Annotated in this window: 15 protein-coding genes and 1 other annotated feature; of the genes, 3 read left to right on the forward strand and 12 right to left on the reverse strand. The window is 51.5% G+C overall.

The features are described 5' to 3' along the window. Positions 1-143: 143 nt before the first annotated feature. The 12 genes from mtnP to infC form a co-directional block, all read right to left on the reverse strand. Positions 144-941, reverse strand: coding sequence for an S-methyl-5'-thioadenosine phosphorylase (mtnP, locus tag LBO03_02315; protein MDR3348434.1), 798 nt, complete (start codon positions 939-941; stop codon positions 144-146). A 160-nt stretch (positions 942-1101) separates the two neighbouring features. Beyond that, the gene (gene surE, locus LBO03_02320) at positions 1102-1890 is read right to left on the reverse strand and encodes a 5'/3'-nucleotidase SurE (GenBank protein MDR3348435.1); all 789 of its coding nucleotides are present in this window, start codon (positions 1888-1890) and stop codon (positions 1102-1104) included. After that, the gene (locus tag LBO03_02325) at positions 1890-3212 is read right to left on the reverse strand and encodes a glycosyltransferase (GenBank protein ID MDR3348436.1); all 1323 of its coding nucleotides are present in this window, start codon (positions 3210-3212) and stop codon (positions 1890-1892) included. Before LBO03_02325 ends, surE begins: the two co-directional genes overlap by 1 nt. A 67-nt stretch (positions 3213-3279) precedes the next feature. Beyond that, positions 3280-3951 carry a CDP-diacylglycerol--serine O-phosphatidyltransferase gene (gene pssA, locus LBO03_02330; GenBank protein MDR3348437.1) on the reverse strand — a complete coding sequence of 224 codons (672 nt, stop codon included), beginning with the start codon at positions 3949-3951 and terminating at the stop codon, positions 3280-3282. Positions 3952-3965: 14 nt separating this feature from the next. After that, positions 3966-4601, reverse strand: a complete 636-nt coding sequence (locus LBO03_02335; protein MDR3348438.1) for a phosphatidylserine decarboxylase family protein — start codon at positions 4599-4601, stop codon at positions 3966-3968. A 61-nt stretch (positions 4602-4662) separates the two neighbouring features. Next, on the reverse strand, positions 4663-5403 hold the full coding sequence (locus tag LBO03_02340; protein ID MDR3348439.1) for a WecB/TagA/CpsF family glycosyltransferase: 741 nt from the start codon (positions 5401-5403) through the stop codon (positions 4663-4665). Next, positions 5396-7000, reverse strand: coding sequence for a peptide chain release factor 3 (locus LBO03_02345; protein ID MDR3348440.1), 1605 nt, complete (start codon positions 6998-7000; stop codon positions 5396-5398). The genes LBO03_02340 and LBO03_02345 overlap by 8 nt, the downstream gene beginning before the upstream one ends. Before the next feature lie 11 nt (positions 7001-7011). Beyond that, a complete protein-coding gene (locus tag LBO03_02350; GenBank protein ID MDR3348441.1) occupies positions 7012-7584 on the reverse strand; it encodes a hypothetical protein in 573 nt (190 codons plus the stop codon). Positions 7585-7784: 200 nt separating this feature from the next. Further along, positions 7785-8591, reverse strand: coding sequence for a class II fructose-bisphosphate aldolase (locus LBO03_02355; GenBank protein MDR3348442.1), 807 nt, complete (start codon positions 8589-8591; stop codon positions 7785-7787). Positions 8592-8836: 245 nt separating this feature from the next. After that, on the reverse strand, positions 8837-9193 hold the full coding sequence (gene rplT / locus LBO03_02360; GenBank protein MDR3348443.1) for a 50S ribosomal protein L20: 357 nt from the start codon (positions 9191-9193) through the stop codon (positions 8837-8839). A gap of 30 nt (positions 9194-9223) precedes the next feature. Continuing rightward, a complete protein-coding gene (gene rpmI, locus LBO03_02365; protein ID MDR3348444.1) occupies positions 9224-9421 on the reverse strand; it encodes a 50S ribosomal protein L35 in 198 nt (65 codons plus the stop codon). A 21-nt stretch (positions 9422-9442) separates the two neighbouring features. Further along, positions 9443-9949 carry a translation initiation factor IF-3 gene (infC, locus tag LBO03_02370; GenBank protein MDR3348445.1) on the reverse strand — a complete coding sequence of 169 codons (507 nt, stop codon included), beginning with the start codon at positions 9947-9949 and terminating at the stop codon, positions 9443-9445. A 27-nt stretch (positions 9950-9976) separates the two neighbouring features. Continuing rightward, positions 9977-10097: a sequence feature (ribosomal protein L20 leader region), on the reverse strand. Positions 10098-10482: 385 nt separating this feature from the next. Between infC and LBO03_02375 the strand changes: the two genes are divergently transcribed. The 3 genes from LBO03_02375 to LBO03_02385 form a co-directional block, all read left to right on the forward strand. Continuing rightward, positions 10483-12465, forward strand: coding sequence for a TonB-dependent copper receptor (locus LBO03_02375; protein MDR3348446.1), 1983 nt, complete (start codon positions 10483-10485; stop codon positions 12463-12465). 563 nt (positions 12466-13028) lie between these two features. Beyond that, complete coding sequence (locus LBO03_02380; protein ID MDR3348447.1) at positions 13029-13292, forward strand: hypothetical protein; 264 nt, start codon at positions 13029-13031, stop codon at positions 13290-13292. After that, positions 13289-16056 (forward strand): hypothetical protein (locus LBO03_02385; GenBank protein MDR3348448.1); only part of this gene is annotated, 2768 nt, incomplete at its 3' end. The genes LBO03_02380 and LBO03_02385, both read left to right, overlap by 4 nt.

Consider the following 16056-nt stretch of genomic DNA (forward strand, 5'->3'; position numbering starts at 1 on the left):
GATTGCCGGCGCGCCCCTTACTTCAAGCCTGCGGATAGCCTGGATTATTCGCTTATAATCAGAACACACTATGTAAGAAAGAGAATGCGGCAATTTGGTCTGATCAATTATTTTAAGGGAGCCGCCCTGCCACTGCAAGGTATTCATGGAGCAAACCCGCCGAAATCGTCCAAGGCGTGCCGACAGGAACAATCTTCGTCAAATTCCGCCAAAGCCGCCAAGACACTTTCAATGTAAAGCGCAATTGCCGCTTTGGATTTTTCCATGCAATCAAACACTTCTTTATGGCTGAGCGGGCTTGGGGATATTCCGGCGGCCATATTGGTCACAAGCGAAAAAGCGGCATAACACATTTGAGCCTCCCGCGCCAGGACCAACTCCGGCACTCCGGTCATACCGACAATATCGCCACCTAAAATTTTATACATTTTTATTTCCGCGCCCGTTTCAAAACGCGGGCCTTCAGTACACACATAAGTGCCGCCGCCGTGGCACACAAAGCTGTCCTTTAGCGCGCACCGCAAAAGCATTTTACGCAAAAAGGGGCAGTATGGTTCCGTAAGGTCAATATGCGCTACTCTTTTGTCTTTGCCGTCAAAGAAAGTATAGATACGGTTTTTGGTAAAATCAAGCACCTGATCGGGGACAACTATGTCCCCAACCTTCATTTTCGCATTCAAAGAACCTACCGCCGTGCTGGCAATTATCGCTTTGACGCCGAGCTTTTTTAAGGCCCAAATATTGGCACGATAATTGACCATATGCGGCGGCACGCTATGGTCACGACTGTGCCTGGCCATAAAAACTGCTCTTTTGCTATTTATCTCGCCGTGCGCGTAAATAACTTGTCCGTAAGGAGTGTCGATCGCGGACTCTTCTATATTTTTCAGCATCACCGGCAAATAAAGGCCGCTACCGCCAATCAACGCTATATTTATCAAGTATATGCCTCCAAAACGCACAAATGCCGATAGGCCATCATTGTATTGCATTTCGCCCAAACCAACCGCGAGCCTTATGCAAATGCCGAATCTCTCACTATTCTTTGTTGCCTTATGGTAGTATTCTACCATATAAAACAGCGGCTTGGCAAAAAAGAAGTTAAATATTTTTGCCTTTCGCCGCTATCTTCATCGCGGCCAATGCCGCATAATCGGTCAAATCATATTTTAACGGCGTCAAAGTGACCCAACCGTCGCTTACTGCCTCCGTATCCTTATTTAAATCAATTTCCCTCTTGGAATCTACCGTCAGGGAACCGCCTAACCAATAATAAGTGCGCCCGCGCAGATCGCGGCGCGGAGAAAAGACGTTGTCATAAGCGGTATTGCCAAGTTCAGTTACCCGCATGCCTTTTATATGTTCTTTGCCGGCAGCGGGGATATTTACGTTCAGCATAGTGCCGGCAGGCAAAGCAAATTTTCCATATTCGCCGACGATATTTAAAGCGATTTCCGCCGCGACTGTATAGTCGGCTTTGCGCGATTTGCTGTCAAGCGAAAACGCAATCGCCGGCACGTTATGCATGCACGCTTCCATGGCGGCGCTTACCGTACCCGAATAAATGGTGTCAAGCCCTGTGTTTGGCCCGTTGTTGATCCCGGAAACAACAATTTCCGGCGGTTCGGAGAGCAAAACCTCCAAAGCGAGTTTTACACAGTCGGCGGGATGCCCGCCTATCGACCAGCCAATATTTCCATGGCCGCCAATTTCATATTCATCGACAAAGATAGGATCGCGCACGGTGATCGCATGGCTTATGGCGCTATTTTCAAAAGCGGGGGCGGCGACGGTTACATTGTGTCCGGCCTCTTTCAGCGCGACAAAGAGGGCATGCAATCCTGCCGCCGCAATCCCATCGTCATTGGTCAATAATATTCTCAATTGCATTACGCCTCGTTATAAATGTGATAAGAGCCGCTTGAACGCGGTTTTCCCGAACAAATGTCCGACACGCCGGCTTGACAGCCGCCAAACTTTTCCGCTGCGGCCATTTCCTGGTAGCTTATGTTCCTGGTATGGATGGTGTGGCTCCATTCCCGCTTGTTCCTGTCGATGAACCCAAGTATCGTTATCGGAACCCATGAATAGATAAATACCGGGTACAAAATAAAATAACCAAAAGTTTTCAGCGAGGCGCGGACTTTAAACAAAACAAGCAAAGGCAAAATATACTGCCACAGGCAGATAAACACCCATAATTCCAAAGGCAGATATTTTCGGAAAACATTGGTGTAAAGAGGATAGCTGTCGTTTAATATATTGCAAAGGAAAAATGCGGTTGAAATCAAAAGAAAGTAAGGCTGCAAAAGATGAATTATACCGTCAAACATATGTATATTGCGTTGTTTCAAACCATTGGCAAAAAGCCGGGGAACATAGCGGGCGGCAACGTCAAAGTGGCCCTGCGCCCAGCGTTTGCGTTGATGCCAAGACTGTTTGAAAGTCAGGGGCTTCTCGTCGTACACAATGGCGTCATGCGCCCAGTACGTAGGGACGCCTTTCAACAAAGCCTTCATGGTAAATTCCATGTCTTCGGTAAGACAAGTCGCCCCCCACCCGTGCTCACGCAAAACATCCGTTGAAATGCACATGCCGGTCCCCCCCAGCACGCTGGAAAGACCCAAATTATGCTTGGCTAAATGCCATGCGTGGTCAACGACCCAAAAGCCAATGGAAAAGGTTGCCGATACCCAAGTGTCATTGGGGTTTTTGCAATCAAGATACCCTTGTATCACTTTCTTCCCTTTGCAAAGGCAATTGTTCATTTCCTGCAAAAACATCGGGTGCACAAGGTTGTCCGCATCAAAAACGGCTACGGCATCATAATGCTTGCCGGCCGCGAACAACCGGGCAAACATCCATTCCAAAGCGTAACCTTTGCCTTTTTCCCTGTCATGGCGGCGCTCATGCACGATCGCGTTGTGCTGCCGCGCGATTTGAGCGGTCATATCGTCGCAGTTGTCGGCCACAACATGTATATCGTAAAGACTGTCCGGATAATTGAGCATACGCAGATTTTCGATCAAAGACGCGATAACCCTTTCCTCATTGTGCGCGGCGACAATTACGGCAAATCTTTTCTGCGGAGGGAATACCGTCTTGTCCTTGACGCGATAAAACCCGAAAAAAGACACTATCAAATAATAAAAAGCGATAGCAAGCAAAAACGCCTGCACAGGCGCCATAATAAAATCAAGAGGCATAACCATACATCAATACTCCTTTTTTCCCGCTTAAAGACCGACTACGTGCGCCTCGGGCAAAAAACCGGGCAAATCAGTCATAGCCGCTGGTAAAGCGCACGTAAAAAAAATTGACTACGCCTGCGGCAAGAAAGGCAAAAATGAGCGCAAAAGGTATGCTTGCCAAGGTTGGCGACAAGTATAATATATACCCGGCCGACAACGAACACAAGACAGCGGCCGGAGGCTTTATCGGGTTGCCTTTGCCTTTGAAATCAGGATAACGCACTTTGCTGTACATCAAAAGGCCGGAAACGAAGAGGCCGGCAGCCGCGCAGGCGGGAGACGCCTCTATGCCGGCTATGGCGGCGGAAGCTAAAAAGCAGGCGGCGCCCGGCGAAGGCAGCCCCATAAAATAACCCTGCACATTAGCCGCGTCCACGTTGAACCTGGCTAAACGCAGAGCCGCGCAGACAGCATAAACAACTACGAAAAAAAGATATAACGCATTGGCGCCGTAAAGATACATTTGATGCATCAATATCGCCGGCGACACGCCGAAAGACACCACGTCGCAAAGCGAGTCCAGTTCCTTGCCGAAATCGCCGCTGACGCCGAAATAGCGCGCCGCCCGTCCATCGCAGGCGTCCGCCAACACGGCCATCATGATCAGTATGCCGGAGGAAAAATAATCTTTTTCAATTGCTTTGATTATAGATAAAATACCAAAAGCCAGGTTGAGCGACGTAAAAGCATTTGGTATCAATGAACGCGGAACCTTCAATCGTCTATCCTTCCAATCACCGTAACGCCGCCTTTTACTTTGTCGCCCTTTTTCACCAGGACGCGGACATTTTTGGGGACTACCAGTTCTGTGCTGGAGCCGAATTTTATCATGCCGTACCTTTGGCCTTGCTTCAAGTCGCAGCCCAATGTTACCCACGACACTATTCTGCGGGCCAATATTCCCGCTATTTGTATAACAAGTATTTTGATTTTTTCATTTTCTATCCCAATGGCGTGCCGCTCGTTTTCAAAAGAAGCGATGCTTTTATAAGCTGGACGGAAACGCCCACAGGTATAACTTTGATACTTTATCTCCCCCCTGACCGGGCTCCTGTTCACATGAACGTCAAAAACGGAAAGGAACACCGTTATTTTTTTCGCTTCGGCGTCAAGATATTCTTGGTCGGCAAAATCGGCGACATCCATAACCGTGCCGTCGGCCGGCGAGAAAACAGCGTTATCGTCGTTAGGCAGGACGCGCGCGGGATTGCGGAAAAAAAACAGCATAAAAGAAAACAACACAAAAAACGGCATTCCCCACAAAGGCGACACAAAGGCCGTTAAAATAGCGGCTGCGGCCAAACAGACAGCAATTACGCCATAACCTTCTTTTACAATGAAAGATTGCATGAGATTGGCTTTGCTCCTTACGGTGGGAAAGAAACAATCCCCAAATATTATAATACACCGGTTAACCTTTGTCTAATCCTTTTCGTTTTGACAAAACGCAAAAAATAAATTTGGGTATGGCCAACATGCGCCAAAAGCGGCCGGGTTGTTTATAAAGGCGAAAAAGCCACTCCAAACCGGCTTTTTGCATAAAACGCGGCGCACGGGCGACCCTTCCCGCCATAACGTCGAAGGAACCGCCGACGCCTAAGAAAACCGTACTGTTCAATTTTGCGCGATTGGCGAAAATCCACTTTTCCTGTTTGGGCGAACCGAGAGCCACCAACAATATGTCCGCCTGTGCCTGATTTATTCTCGCGATGATCCCGGGCGTTTCGCTTTCAGGAAAAAACCCATCGCGGCAGCCGGCGAAAACGGCGCCGGGATATTTTGCCCTGCTGCTTTCAATTGCCGCCTCGGCCACTCCGGGAGCGGCGCCAAGCAAAAAAATCCTGTACATATTCCGATCCGCCAATTTGAATAGTTCCTCAATCAAATCACAGCCGGTAACCCGTTCAGGCACCTTATGCCCCAAATGCCTGCCTGCCCAGACAATGCCTGTGCCATCCGGCAAAATAAAGTCGGCGGAATTGATTATGCTTTTAAACATTGGATCTTTTTGGCAGCGCATAATTATTTCCGTATTGACCATTGCGACAAAAGCCGGCCTTTTGTTTCGCAGGTTGCGGCTTAAAGCGTACGCCGCCCCGTCCATGGTGTAAGGCTCCACCTTGACGTCCAAAAGCCAAAAAGCGTCAGCCATCTTTCAACGCGTTCGGCGCTTCCAGAAATGTTATCTCCGGATTGCGCTCAATCAGCCAATTTAAATTCCAGGCATTGTTAACTAAAACGACGGGGGCGCCCTTTTTGTCCAGCACCAGCATGCCGTTGTCAAGCCCTTTCATGTTCGAGAGATATTTTTCTTCTCCCCGCAGCCAACGGGCCATAGAGTAAGACAAAGCCGTGATCATAAGCTCCACTCCGTATTCGCCGCGCAGCCTGTAAGCGAGCACTTCCATTTGCAGGGCGCCCACCGCCCCTATTATATAATAATCCGACGCTGCGGCCGGCTGCCTGAATATCTGTACTGCCCCTTCCTGCCCCAACTGCTCTATCCCTTTTACGAATTGTTTGCGTTTAAGTGTCTCTTTGGGTTGTACGCGGGCGAATTGTTCCGGCGGAAAAACGGGAAAATCCTCAAAACTTATATTTTCGTTTTCATCGCAAAGGGTGTCGCCTATCGCGAATATGCCGGGATCAAACACGCCGAGTATGTCCCCCGGATAAGCTTTGTCCACGATCTCCCGCTCCTGCGCCAGAAACTGTTGCGGCTGGCTAAGGCGTATGTTTTTGCCCCCCTGCACATGGCAAACGGTCATCCCTTTAGCGAAAACACCGGAACAAACACGGAAAAAGGCTATACGATCGCGATGCCCGGGATTCATATTGGCCTGGATTTTAAAAATAAAGGCGGAAAAAAGCGGATTGTCAGGGTCGCGCCGGGTACCGTCTTTCAATGGCCGCGGACTGGGCGGCGGCGACAGGCGCAAAAATTCTTCCAGGAAAACTTCCACCCCAAAGTTAGTCATGGCGCTGCCAAAAAACATGGGCGTAAGTTCGCCGGCCATTATCTTCTCCGGCGCAAAAGGATCGCCCGCAACGTCAAGCAGTTCCAAGTCGCCGCAAAGGGCCGAAAACGCCTCTTCGCCCACTTTTTCCCGGAAAGCCTCGTCCTTTGGATCGTAACGCGCCGCTGCTATTTGTTTTGCGCCGTGACTGCCGTCATGGACAAAAACATCGGCGAAATTTTTTTGCCGATCATAGATGCCGCAATACCTGCCGTTCACCCCGATCGGCCAGTTGAGCGGACAAGACCTTATGCCGAGCACTTTCTCTATTTCATCCATTAATTCAAACGGATTGCGGCCATAACGGTCAAGCTTGTTAATAAAAGTGAAAACCGGTATTTTCCTTTGCCGGCAAACCCGGAAAAGTTTTCTCGTCTGCCCCTCTACCCCCTTGGCCGCGTCAATCAGCATAACCGCGCTGTCGGCAGCCGTCAGGGTCCGGTAAGTATCTTCGCTGAAATCCTGATGCCCCGGCGTATCAAGCACATTTACCTTATATCCTTTATAATTGAACTGCAAGACGCTGGATGCTACTGATATTCCGCGCTGTTTTTCAATTTCCATCCAATCGGACACTGCGTATTTTTGGCTTTTGCGCGCTTTCACCGTCCCGGCCAAATGAATGGCGCCCCCGTAAAGCAAAAGTTTTTCCGTAAGCGTTGTTTTTCCCGCGTCCGGATGGGAAATAATGGCAAAAGTGCGCCGCTGCCCTATTTCATTGACAAATGACATTAAAACCCTCTCTATGTTTTACGATCGCCGTCAGCCGCTATGCTGGCAATTTCGTAAATGCTCCATTTTTCCGCAATTTGCTTTTTGATAATCTCCGGGATTTCCAATTCCGTTTCCAAAATTCCCGCGCGGTTGAAACGAAAAGCGACATCGTCGTACTTGCTGCCGCCGAAAGTCTCGCAGGTAAAAGACGTGCGCATGAAAGACTCACTGAAAACACAGCTTTTTAAACAATCTTTCATCTTTTCGCCATGCCACTTTTTATAAATCTTATAAAGCTTGTTTTGCGCCCGCAACGGTACATCGCGGCTTAACACGACAATATCGTCCATCGCCGTACAGTCAAGCTGTTCATAGGTATCGCCATTGGCAAGTTTTATATTTACGTACAACGCGCCGGCCTTTTCAAAAAAATGCGCTTTGTCAATATTCCAATAATTGCGCCACTCGGACAGGCAACTCGGGCAAATCAACTTGATCCCGCCAAAATCGGCACTTTTGAAATCATCCGCGTAAAACAAGGTTTTCCCTGCCCGATAAGGCTTTTGGCATTTGGAGCAAATAATTTCGAGTTTTTTTAACATAACCCCCCCGGCGTTTAAAAGGTCTTGTAGCGCCAAGGCAAAGCGCCGCGTCCGCCATCCGCATGAAAAGCGGCCTTTTGGCCGGTTTCCCTAACCTTGCGGAGGCCGCGCCGCAATTTTTGTCAGCGTGCCTAACCGCGAAAACCGCCTCAACGTCCTGAAAACCAAATAATCAACCTCGCCGGTCAATTCCTGTCCCGTTATTTCAAATTGTTCACGGCTTTCGACACGCAGCCGAAGGCCAGCATATATTTGGTAACAGATTCTTTGACCGCCCGTTTAACTTCATTCATCAATGTTATATAGTTGGCGTTTTCATTTTGCGGCAATTGTGTTTTAAGCGTGCGCGCGGCTACGCTTGACATGTCGGTAGCCACGTTTACCTTGTTAACGCCCGCATCAATGTAAGGGCGGTAAAACGCCGGGTTGTGCCTGTCTCTCTTTCCCCCGTGCATCACCAGCGGAATTCCTGTCCGATCGTCTGCTTTGCCAATAAACTCTATGCTTATATGCGGAAGGTCTGTATCCAGCCCCAACGCGTCAATTTTCGTTCTCTCAGCCAACTCGGCAATTTTATCGAAATCATATTCGGGCCCGTAACCGATTTCCCCTTCCACGCTCACGTCAAGCGCGTGAGCTATGCGGGAAACGTTCCTTAGCCTGGCGGCGTTTTCCTCAAAAGGCAACTTTGAGCCATCATACATAACCGAACTGAAGCCCCAACGAATGGCCTTCATTATGCCCTCATAGCTTTGCCCATGATCCAGATGCACGGCAACGGGCACGGCCGCTTTTTCGGCCGCCCTTACCATGGCGTGCGCCAAAAGGTCGGCGTTGACAAAGTGAAACAGCCGCTCGGACAAGCCTATGACAACCGGTGATTTTGTCTCTTCAGCGACTTCAATGACAGCTACAAGCGTTTCAAAATTAAATACATTAAAGCCGCCCACGGCGTATTTTTGCTCATGGGCCGCCCGCAAAATTTTGCGCATTGGCACTAAAGGCATTGGAATCCCCTCCTTGTTTGAAATTTGCATGTCGTAAAATTAAAATTCGTCTGCCGGAGGCGTAATTCCTGCCGAAAAAACAAAAAGTTCCGCTTGCCCGCAAACAAAACCGCAGACCGCCCAAAAAGCTCCGGATTAAAAACATAAAGATGGACAACCCGTAGCTTTATGCGTAAAAATCTGCCAACAGATTGTCCTTCTCCGGGAACTTTCCTGACGGCCTGTAAACTTCTTCGCGCCGGCTTTCATTGTTTGGCGGCTTTAGCGGCCTCGACCAGCCTGGCAAAAGCGCCGGCGTCGCTTACCGCCAACTCGGCCAATATTTTGCGGTCAACCAATATTTTTGCTTTTTTCAAACCGTCGATTAACTTACTGTAACTTAAACCGTTAATGCGGGCGGCCGCGTTTATGCGAGTTATCCACAACCTTCTGAATTCGCCCTTTTTGGCTCGCCGGTCGCGTCTTGCGTAATAGAGGGCCTTCATAACGGTTTCATTTGCTTTTCGGAAAAGTTTGCTTCTCGCGCCGCGATAGCCCTTGGCCAACTTAAGGATTTTTTTATGGCGCTTATGCGCGGTTACACCGGCGGTTGCTCTTGGCATGATAATACCTCCTATGGATTATAAGGATTTTTAAATATAAGGCAACATCTTGGCGACCCTGTCATGGTCGGCTTTGCTGACAAGCGCGGCTTTTCGGAGGTTGCGTTTCCTGCCGGGGGACTTTTTTTCCAGTATATGGCTTCTAAAGGCTTTGGCGCGTTTAAACTCGCCTGTACCGGTGATTTTGAACCGTTTGGCGGCGCTTCTTCTGGTTTTGGTTTTAGGCATGTCTACCCTCCTGCTAAAATATTATTTGTTGCTGGCTTTGGGCGCAACGATCAAAATCATGCTGCGGCCTTCCAGTTTGGCTTCGCGTTCAATTACGGCAATGTCCCGCAGCGAATCGGTCATACGGTCAAGCACTTTTTTCCCAAGGTCTATATGCATAAGTTCACGGCCGCGAAAAGTTACGCCGATCTTGACCTTGTCGCCGTCAGCCAAAAACTTCAAGGCGTTTTTTAATTTAACCTGGAAATCATGCTCTTCAATCTTGGGGCGCAGTTTAACTTCTTTAATATTGACAATTTTTTGCTTTTTGCGGACGTCTTTGTCACGCTTTTGCCGCTCGTAGCGATATTTGCCGTAATCCATGATCCGGCAAACCGGCGGTTTGCCGGCAGGCGCTATTTCAACCAAATCCATTTGGCGTTTTTGCGCCTCCAAAAGAGCGTCGTGCAACGACATTATGCCTATCTGCTCTCCCGTGTCGGTATTGACGCGGACTTCTCTGGCGCGGATTTCCTCATTGATACGCAAGCCCTCTTTGCTTATAACTGTTCACCTCCAAAAAAATAAAAACGAATAGAAGTTCTATCCGCCAAAGCATACATTTATCAGGATACTTTTATTTTACCCGGCGTACATAGCCGCAAGGTGAGAAGCGGATATGCTTCTGCTTTCAATTGCTTTATAAATTTAGCACAAATAATTGTTGCTGTCAAGGTTTGAATAAATTTTTATACCTGCATAAATGCGCGGACATTCGTGCCGCAAAACCCAAAAAGCGTATCAGGGCAAGCCGTTGGCAGAATGTAAAACCGCTTGAAACGAATAATTGACGGGCATTCAGCCGCCTCATATTTTATTTGCGGAAAATTTGTCCGCAATAGATGTTTTTGGCCAACATAGTGCTTTAGGGCAAAATAAATATACTTTTAGCCGATAGATATGGATTATATAGCTGTTTATAATTAAAAGCAGCTGATCAGCAACCCTGAAGGCGGAAAAGTTTAAACTTTTCCGCCTTCAGGGTTGCTGCGGCAATACAGAAAAACAGGAGGGCATTTCAAATGCGAAAATTGCGCAAATTGCGGATACTGGCCGGCATTTGTGCTTTGCTGCCAATCTCCGTCGGCGCTCGGACTGCTTGGGCGGCGGCGAAAGAAGAAAAAGCTCTGCCGGAATTTAAGCTGGAGAGCATCGTCGTTACCGCTCCGCTTGCCAGCGGCCCGTTAACGCTGGAAACCGACCCGCGCTTTCCCCGGCAGCCGTTGCCGGCCGCTGACGGCGGCGGCTATCTGAAAAATATTCCCGGCTTTTCTGTAGCCAGGCAGGGAGGCAGCGGCGGCGATCCGGTTTTGCGGGGCCTGGGGGGGACGCGCCTTAATGTTTTGTTGGACGGCGCCTTTCAGTTTGGCGCCTGCCCAAACCGGATGGATCCGACTACTTCCTATGTATTTCCCGAAACGTACAGCAAGATTACTATTTTGAAAGGCCCGGAAACAGTGAAATATGGCGGCGGCAACATCGCCGGGACGGTGCTGTTCGAGCGGCAGACGGAACGGTTCGACAAGCCGGGCATCCGTATTAATAGCAGCTTACTCATCGGCGGCAACGGGCGCAACGATGAATTGCTGGACATTGCCGCCGGCGACGTCGAAGGATATGCGCGCATTATCAGGACAAGGTCAGATTCCAACGACTATAAGGACGGCAATGGCAATAAAATCCATTCATATTATACCCGCAACAATTTGACCGGCATTGTCGGCTATACGCCGGACAGCCGCACCTTGTACGAAATTACTGTCGGCACAAGCGACGCCAAGGCGGCCTACGGCGGCAGGGGGATGGACGGCGCGAAGTTTGACCGCGATGAGTATTCCTTTAAATTCAACAAGCAAAATCTGTCGCCGGTCGTCGGCAATCTGGAATTTAAAATATTTCGCAATTACGTGGATCACGTGATGGACAACTATTCCTTGCGTCCGCCCGGCATGATGAAGATGGGGATGGAGGTTGACCGGACGGCCAATGGCGTGCGGCTGGCGGCGGACTTGATTTTAGGCAAGGCGACTTCCGCTACGGTTGGCATAGATTACCAAAAGAACAAACACGCCAGCCGAAGCGCCAACATGATGGGAATTTACGATACCGCCATGACGCGCGATTTGGTTTTCACCAATTACGGCTTGTTTGGCGAATTTAAACACCTTTTGCCAAAAGACAAAAGGCTGCTGGCCGGATTGAGGATCGACCGCATAGAAGCGAAGGACGCGAGGAACGCGGACAAGGACGTTAACCGGACCTACGGCGCTTTCCTGCGCTATGAACGCGACCATGCCCGCATGCCTGTTACATCATACGTCGGCATCGGCCACGCCCAAAGGCCGGCCGATTATTGGGAACGGCGCACTCGCTTTTATTTAAAACCGGAGAAAAATACGCAACTTGACGCCGGCCTCATCTATAGTTCCGGCAAGCTAAAAGCCAGCCTGTCGGCGTTTTATGCCGATGTCGGCGACTTTATCTTGTTCAGGAACGCCAATGTTCCAAACGCAAAGACGGCGGAAAACATCGACGCCTCGCTATACGGCGGCGAAATAGACGTGTCCTGCCAACTTAACAAAGAGTGGGCGTTAACCGCCTCTTTGGCCTACGTGCACGGCAGCAACGACTCCGACCATAGACCTCTGGCGCAAATCCCGCCGCTCGAGGGTACGCTTGGCCTTAAATACAGCCACAAAAAAGTGGAAGCCGGCGTGCTGTGGCGCATCGTCAACGCCAAAAAACATTATGATTTAAACAGCGGCAGCGAAATAAATTATGATCTGGGCGCAAACGGAGGGTTCGGCGTCCTTTCGGCTCACGCCGCCTATAGGGCGGGCAAAGATCTTACAGTGGCGTTCGGCGTCGATAATATTTTTGACAAAAACTACGCCGAATTTATCAGCCGGTCGGGCGCCGGCATTCCCGCGCTGGGCATAGCTTCGTCCTTTCGCGTGAACGAACCCGGGCGCACCGTATGGATAAAAATAAATTACCAATATTAATGCGCGACTTAGCGGCAGGCATATCTTCCCGTCTGCGGGACGAGCCATAGCCGAAGGAGCGTTCTGCGGGAGCATATTGGGGACGCATGGCGGGCCGCGCAAGCGCTGCTTTCCCCGGCGCAAGCGAAGACATTATTTCGCTTGCGCATTGTTTTTGTCAAGCGAATTGCCTATGCGCAGGTTTCATCGGCGTACAAGCAGCCATAGACATCCGCGCAAGTTATCCGGCACGCAAACGGACTGTATGCCTACCGCTGCCTTTAGCGATGATCGTTTTCGTCCATAGGACTTGTCCCACAAAACGCCGCCTTGCGCGATGTCGGTTTTGACAATAGTTTAGTGGCATGCGAAGAATCGCGGACATCCGTCCTTGCTTGTGACTTTTCACAAGTCTTTTTTATTTGACAACGGCGCAAGTTGCATATTATCATGGTATAAACGCAGATAACAGCAGAGTGAATGTACAGCGGCAAAACAAAAGCGGCCGATGGGCGGCTGAATTTATCGCCGATTTGACCAGCCCCGCAAGGGTTTGGTCAACGATAAACCGTGTAGGTAACAGAATGGGTAAACTGTTACCTGCCGTTTTTTTATTTGCGCGTCAAATGCCGGGTTTCCGGCATTTTTATTTTGCCTCGGGGCGGACAGGCATTGCTGCCCACAATGGCCAAGCGGCTTTACAGGCCAAATTTCGCTCCCAAGCAGGTAACAGTTTACCCATTCCGTTACCTCGCGCCGGAAACGGCCTGTCTGCCCCTGCCTTGCCTGCAATGATTATAGAACACATGGCAAAAAAACGCAAATCAGAAGGAGAAACCATCACATGAGACGACTTGGCAAAATGCCGCGCAGTCTGAAAAGCGTCGCGCTGGGGGCGGGCGTTGCGTTCCTCTTCCTCGGCGCGCCGCCGGCGCGGGCAAGCAGCGACTCTTTTAACGGGGATGCCGCTTCGGGCTCTAAGCTGGCGACATTCACAACCGGAGCGACCGAATGGTTCTACAGCAGTTTGTTTGGCAGCCCGCCTTCCATTTCAGGGCTTTTGTTTTACGGCAGCAATAACGAATGGGATGTTGCCGGAACCGACCCTAACTGTCCTACCTTCGTCTTCGGCGGCATCGCGCAAAATGCCGACAACGCAAACATAACCGGCAACACGGCCAAATATTCGGGCGGTTCCAATAAAGCCTCCGTCCTCGTCGGCGGGGTCAGCTATACGGGCGACGCCGCCGGCAACAAAGCGGACTACGCCGGCGGTGGGCTGGAGGGACACGATCTCGGCGGTACTCTTTACGCCGTCATCGGCGGCCTGGTGTCCGGAACCGGCGCGGCCGGCAGCGCCAAAGAAAACGAAGTTAGCGTAACGGGCGGCGGCGACATTGCAGGCAGCATCGCCGGCGGCGTAGTTTTAGATACGGTTTCCACCGGCCACGCCTCCGGCAACACAGTCGATGTTACGGCGGAAAACGCCGAAACCCTCACCATCGGCGCTTCTGGCAGTGCCGCCCATGTTGTCGGCGGCCTCTCCCTTGGCAGCGGCAACACCGCGAAAAACAGCGTTGCGGTCGCAAACAACGGCACCGGTACCCTTACCGTCTACGGCGACATCGTTGGCGGCCGGGTTGACGGCGATGGCGACGCCGAGGGCAACAAAGTAGCCATTAAAAACTTAGATGGCCACTACTCCGCCTACGGCGGACAGGTTAACGGCGACGGCGACGTTGCCGGCAACGAAATATTGATCGAAGGCGGCTCGGCGGCTATCTGGGCAAATGTTGCCGGCGGACAGGTTAAAGTAAACGGCAACGCCGAGGGCAACAAAGTAACCATTAAAAACTTAGATGGCGGCTACAGCGCCTGCGGCGGACAGGTTAACGGCGACGGCAACGTTACCGGCAACGAAATATTGATCGAAGGCGGCTCGGCGGCTGACGGGAGAGATGTTGCCGGCGGCTGGGTTGACGGCGACGGCAACGTCGAGGGCAACAAAGTAGCCATTAAAAACTTAGATAGCGGCTACTTAGTCTACGGCGGACTGGTTAACGGCGACGGCAACGTTACCGGCAACGAAATATTGATCGAAGGCGGCTCGGCGGCTGACGGGAGAGATGTTGTCGGCGGCATAGTGTCGGGCGGCAAGGCCGAGGGCAACAAAATAACCATTAAAAACTTAAATGGCGGCTACAGCGTCAGCGGCGGCTTTGTTCAGGCCGGCAGCGCCCTCGGCAACGAGATATGGATCGAGGGCGGCACGGTCAGCGGCTGGGGATCTTTTGTCGGCGGAATTGCAGTGGGCGGCAAGGCCGAAGGCAACAAAATAACCATTAAAAACTTAAATGGCAATTACGGCGGCTACGGCGGCCAGGTTTTGGCCGGCAGCGCCAGCGGCAACGAGATATGGATCGAAGGCGGCTCGGTTAGCTGGGCAGATGTCGTCGGCGGCAGGGTTGACGGAAACGGCAAGGCCGAGGGCAACAAAGTAAACATTAAAAACTCAGATGGCGGCTACTTCGTCTACGGCGGACGGGTAACAGGCGAAGGCAACGCCGAGGGCAACAAAGTAACCATAACCGACAGCCTGAACATCGGCAGCGTCTACGGCGGCTGGGCCGGCAATGGCAACGCATCCAAGAATGAAATATCGCTGATCGGCGGCGTCGGCACTTCGACCACGATTAACGCCGGGGCAACCATCTCCGGCGGCCACGTAGGAAGCGGCGGCCGCGCAGCCAACAACAACATCGTTACCCTGACCGGCGGCATTGGTTTTGCGAACACTATCTTGTGCGGCTACAGCGGGGCGGGAACGGGCAGCGGCAACATCCTTAGGCTCTACAACATAGTGCAAACAGGCTCTATCAACAACGTCAGCAATTTCGACGCCTACGACTTCAAAATCGACTACGCCAAAGTCGGCGGGTTCGCCCTTACCGCCGAAAATGTTACTATGAGCGCCGCCGCCACGATCCAAGGCATCGAAATCACCGGCGGCGGCAATAACAGGCTGGCTGCGGGCGACACGGTCGGCCTGATTGAAGCCACAACAAGCTTTGGCGGCGGCATAGCCCCTCAAACCGTAAAAGGCAGCCAGGGCGTTTTCCATCTGTATGACTTTGACGTTGCGCAAAGCGGCAACTATCTGATCGCTACCGTCAAATCCAGCTGGCTCAACCCGGCGGCCAAGGCCCTCTCCGAAGGCCGGCTGGCCGGCCCGGCCTTCCTCAACCAAGGGGCCGACCTTTTGGAAAAAGAAGGCATCAAAGAGGCCGGCAGACAAGCCCGCCGCGAGCAAGGCCCGGCCGTCTTTGCCGCCATGGGCTACAGCGACACGCGGCACAACACCGGCTCCTACGTTGACGTTAAAGGCCCATCCTTGCTCGTCGGCCTGTCTTTTGCCAAAGGGGCCGGAAGCGGTGCCCGCCTCACCTACGGCGGCTTCCTCGAAGCCGGCTGGGGCAGCTACGACAGCTACAACAGCTTCAGCGGCCGGGACGAAGTAAGGGGCGACGGCGACACCAACTACTACGGCATCGGCTTTCTGGCGCGGCGGGAAAACGCCAAGCGCGGCGACGGCCGGCTCTACACCGAAGGCTC

The organism is Acidaminococcales bacterium (genome assembly GCA_031290885.1).
Taxonomy (GTDB): Bacteria; Bacillota; Negativicutes; order Acidaminococcales; family JAISLQ01; genus JAISLQ01.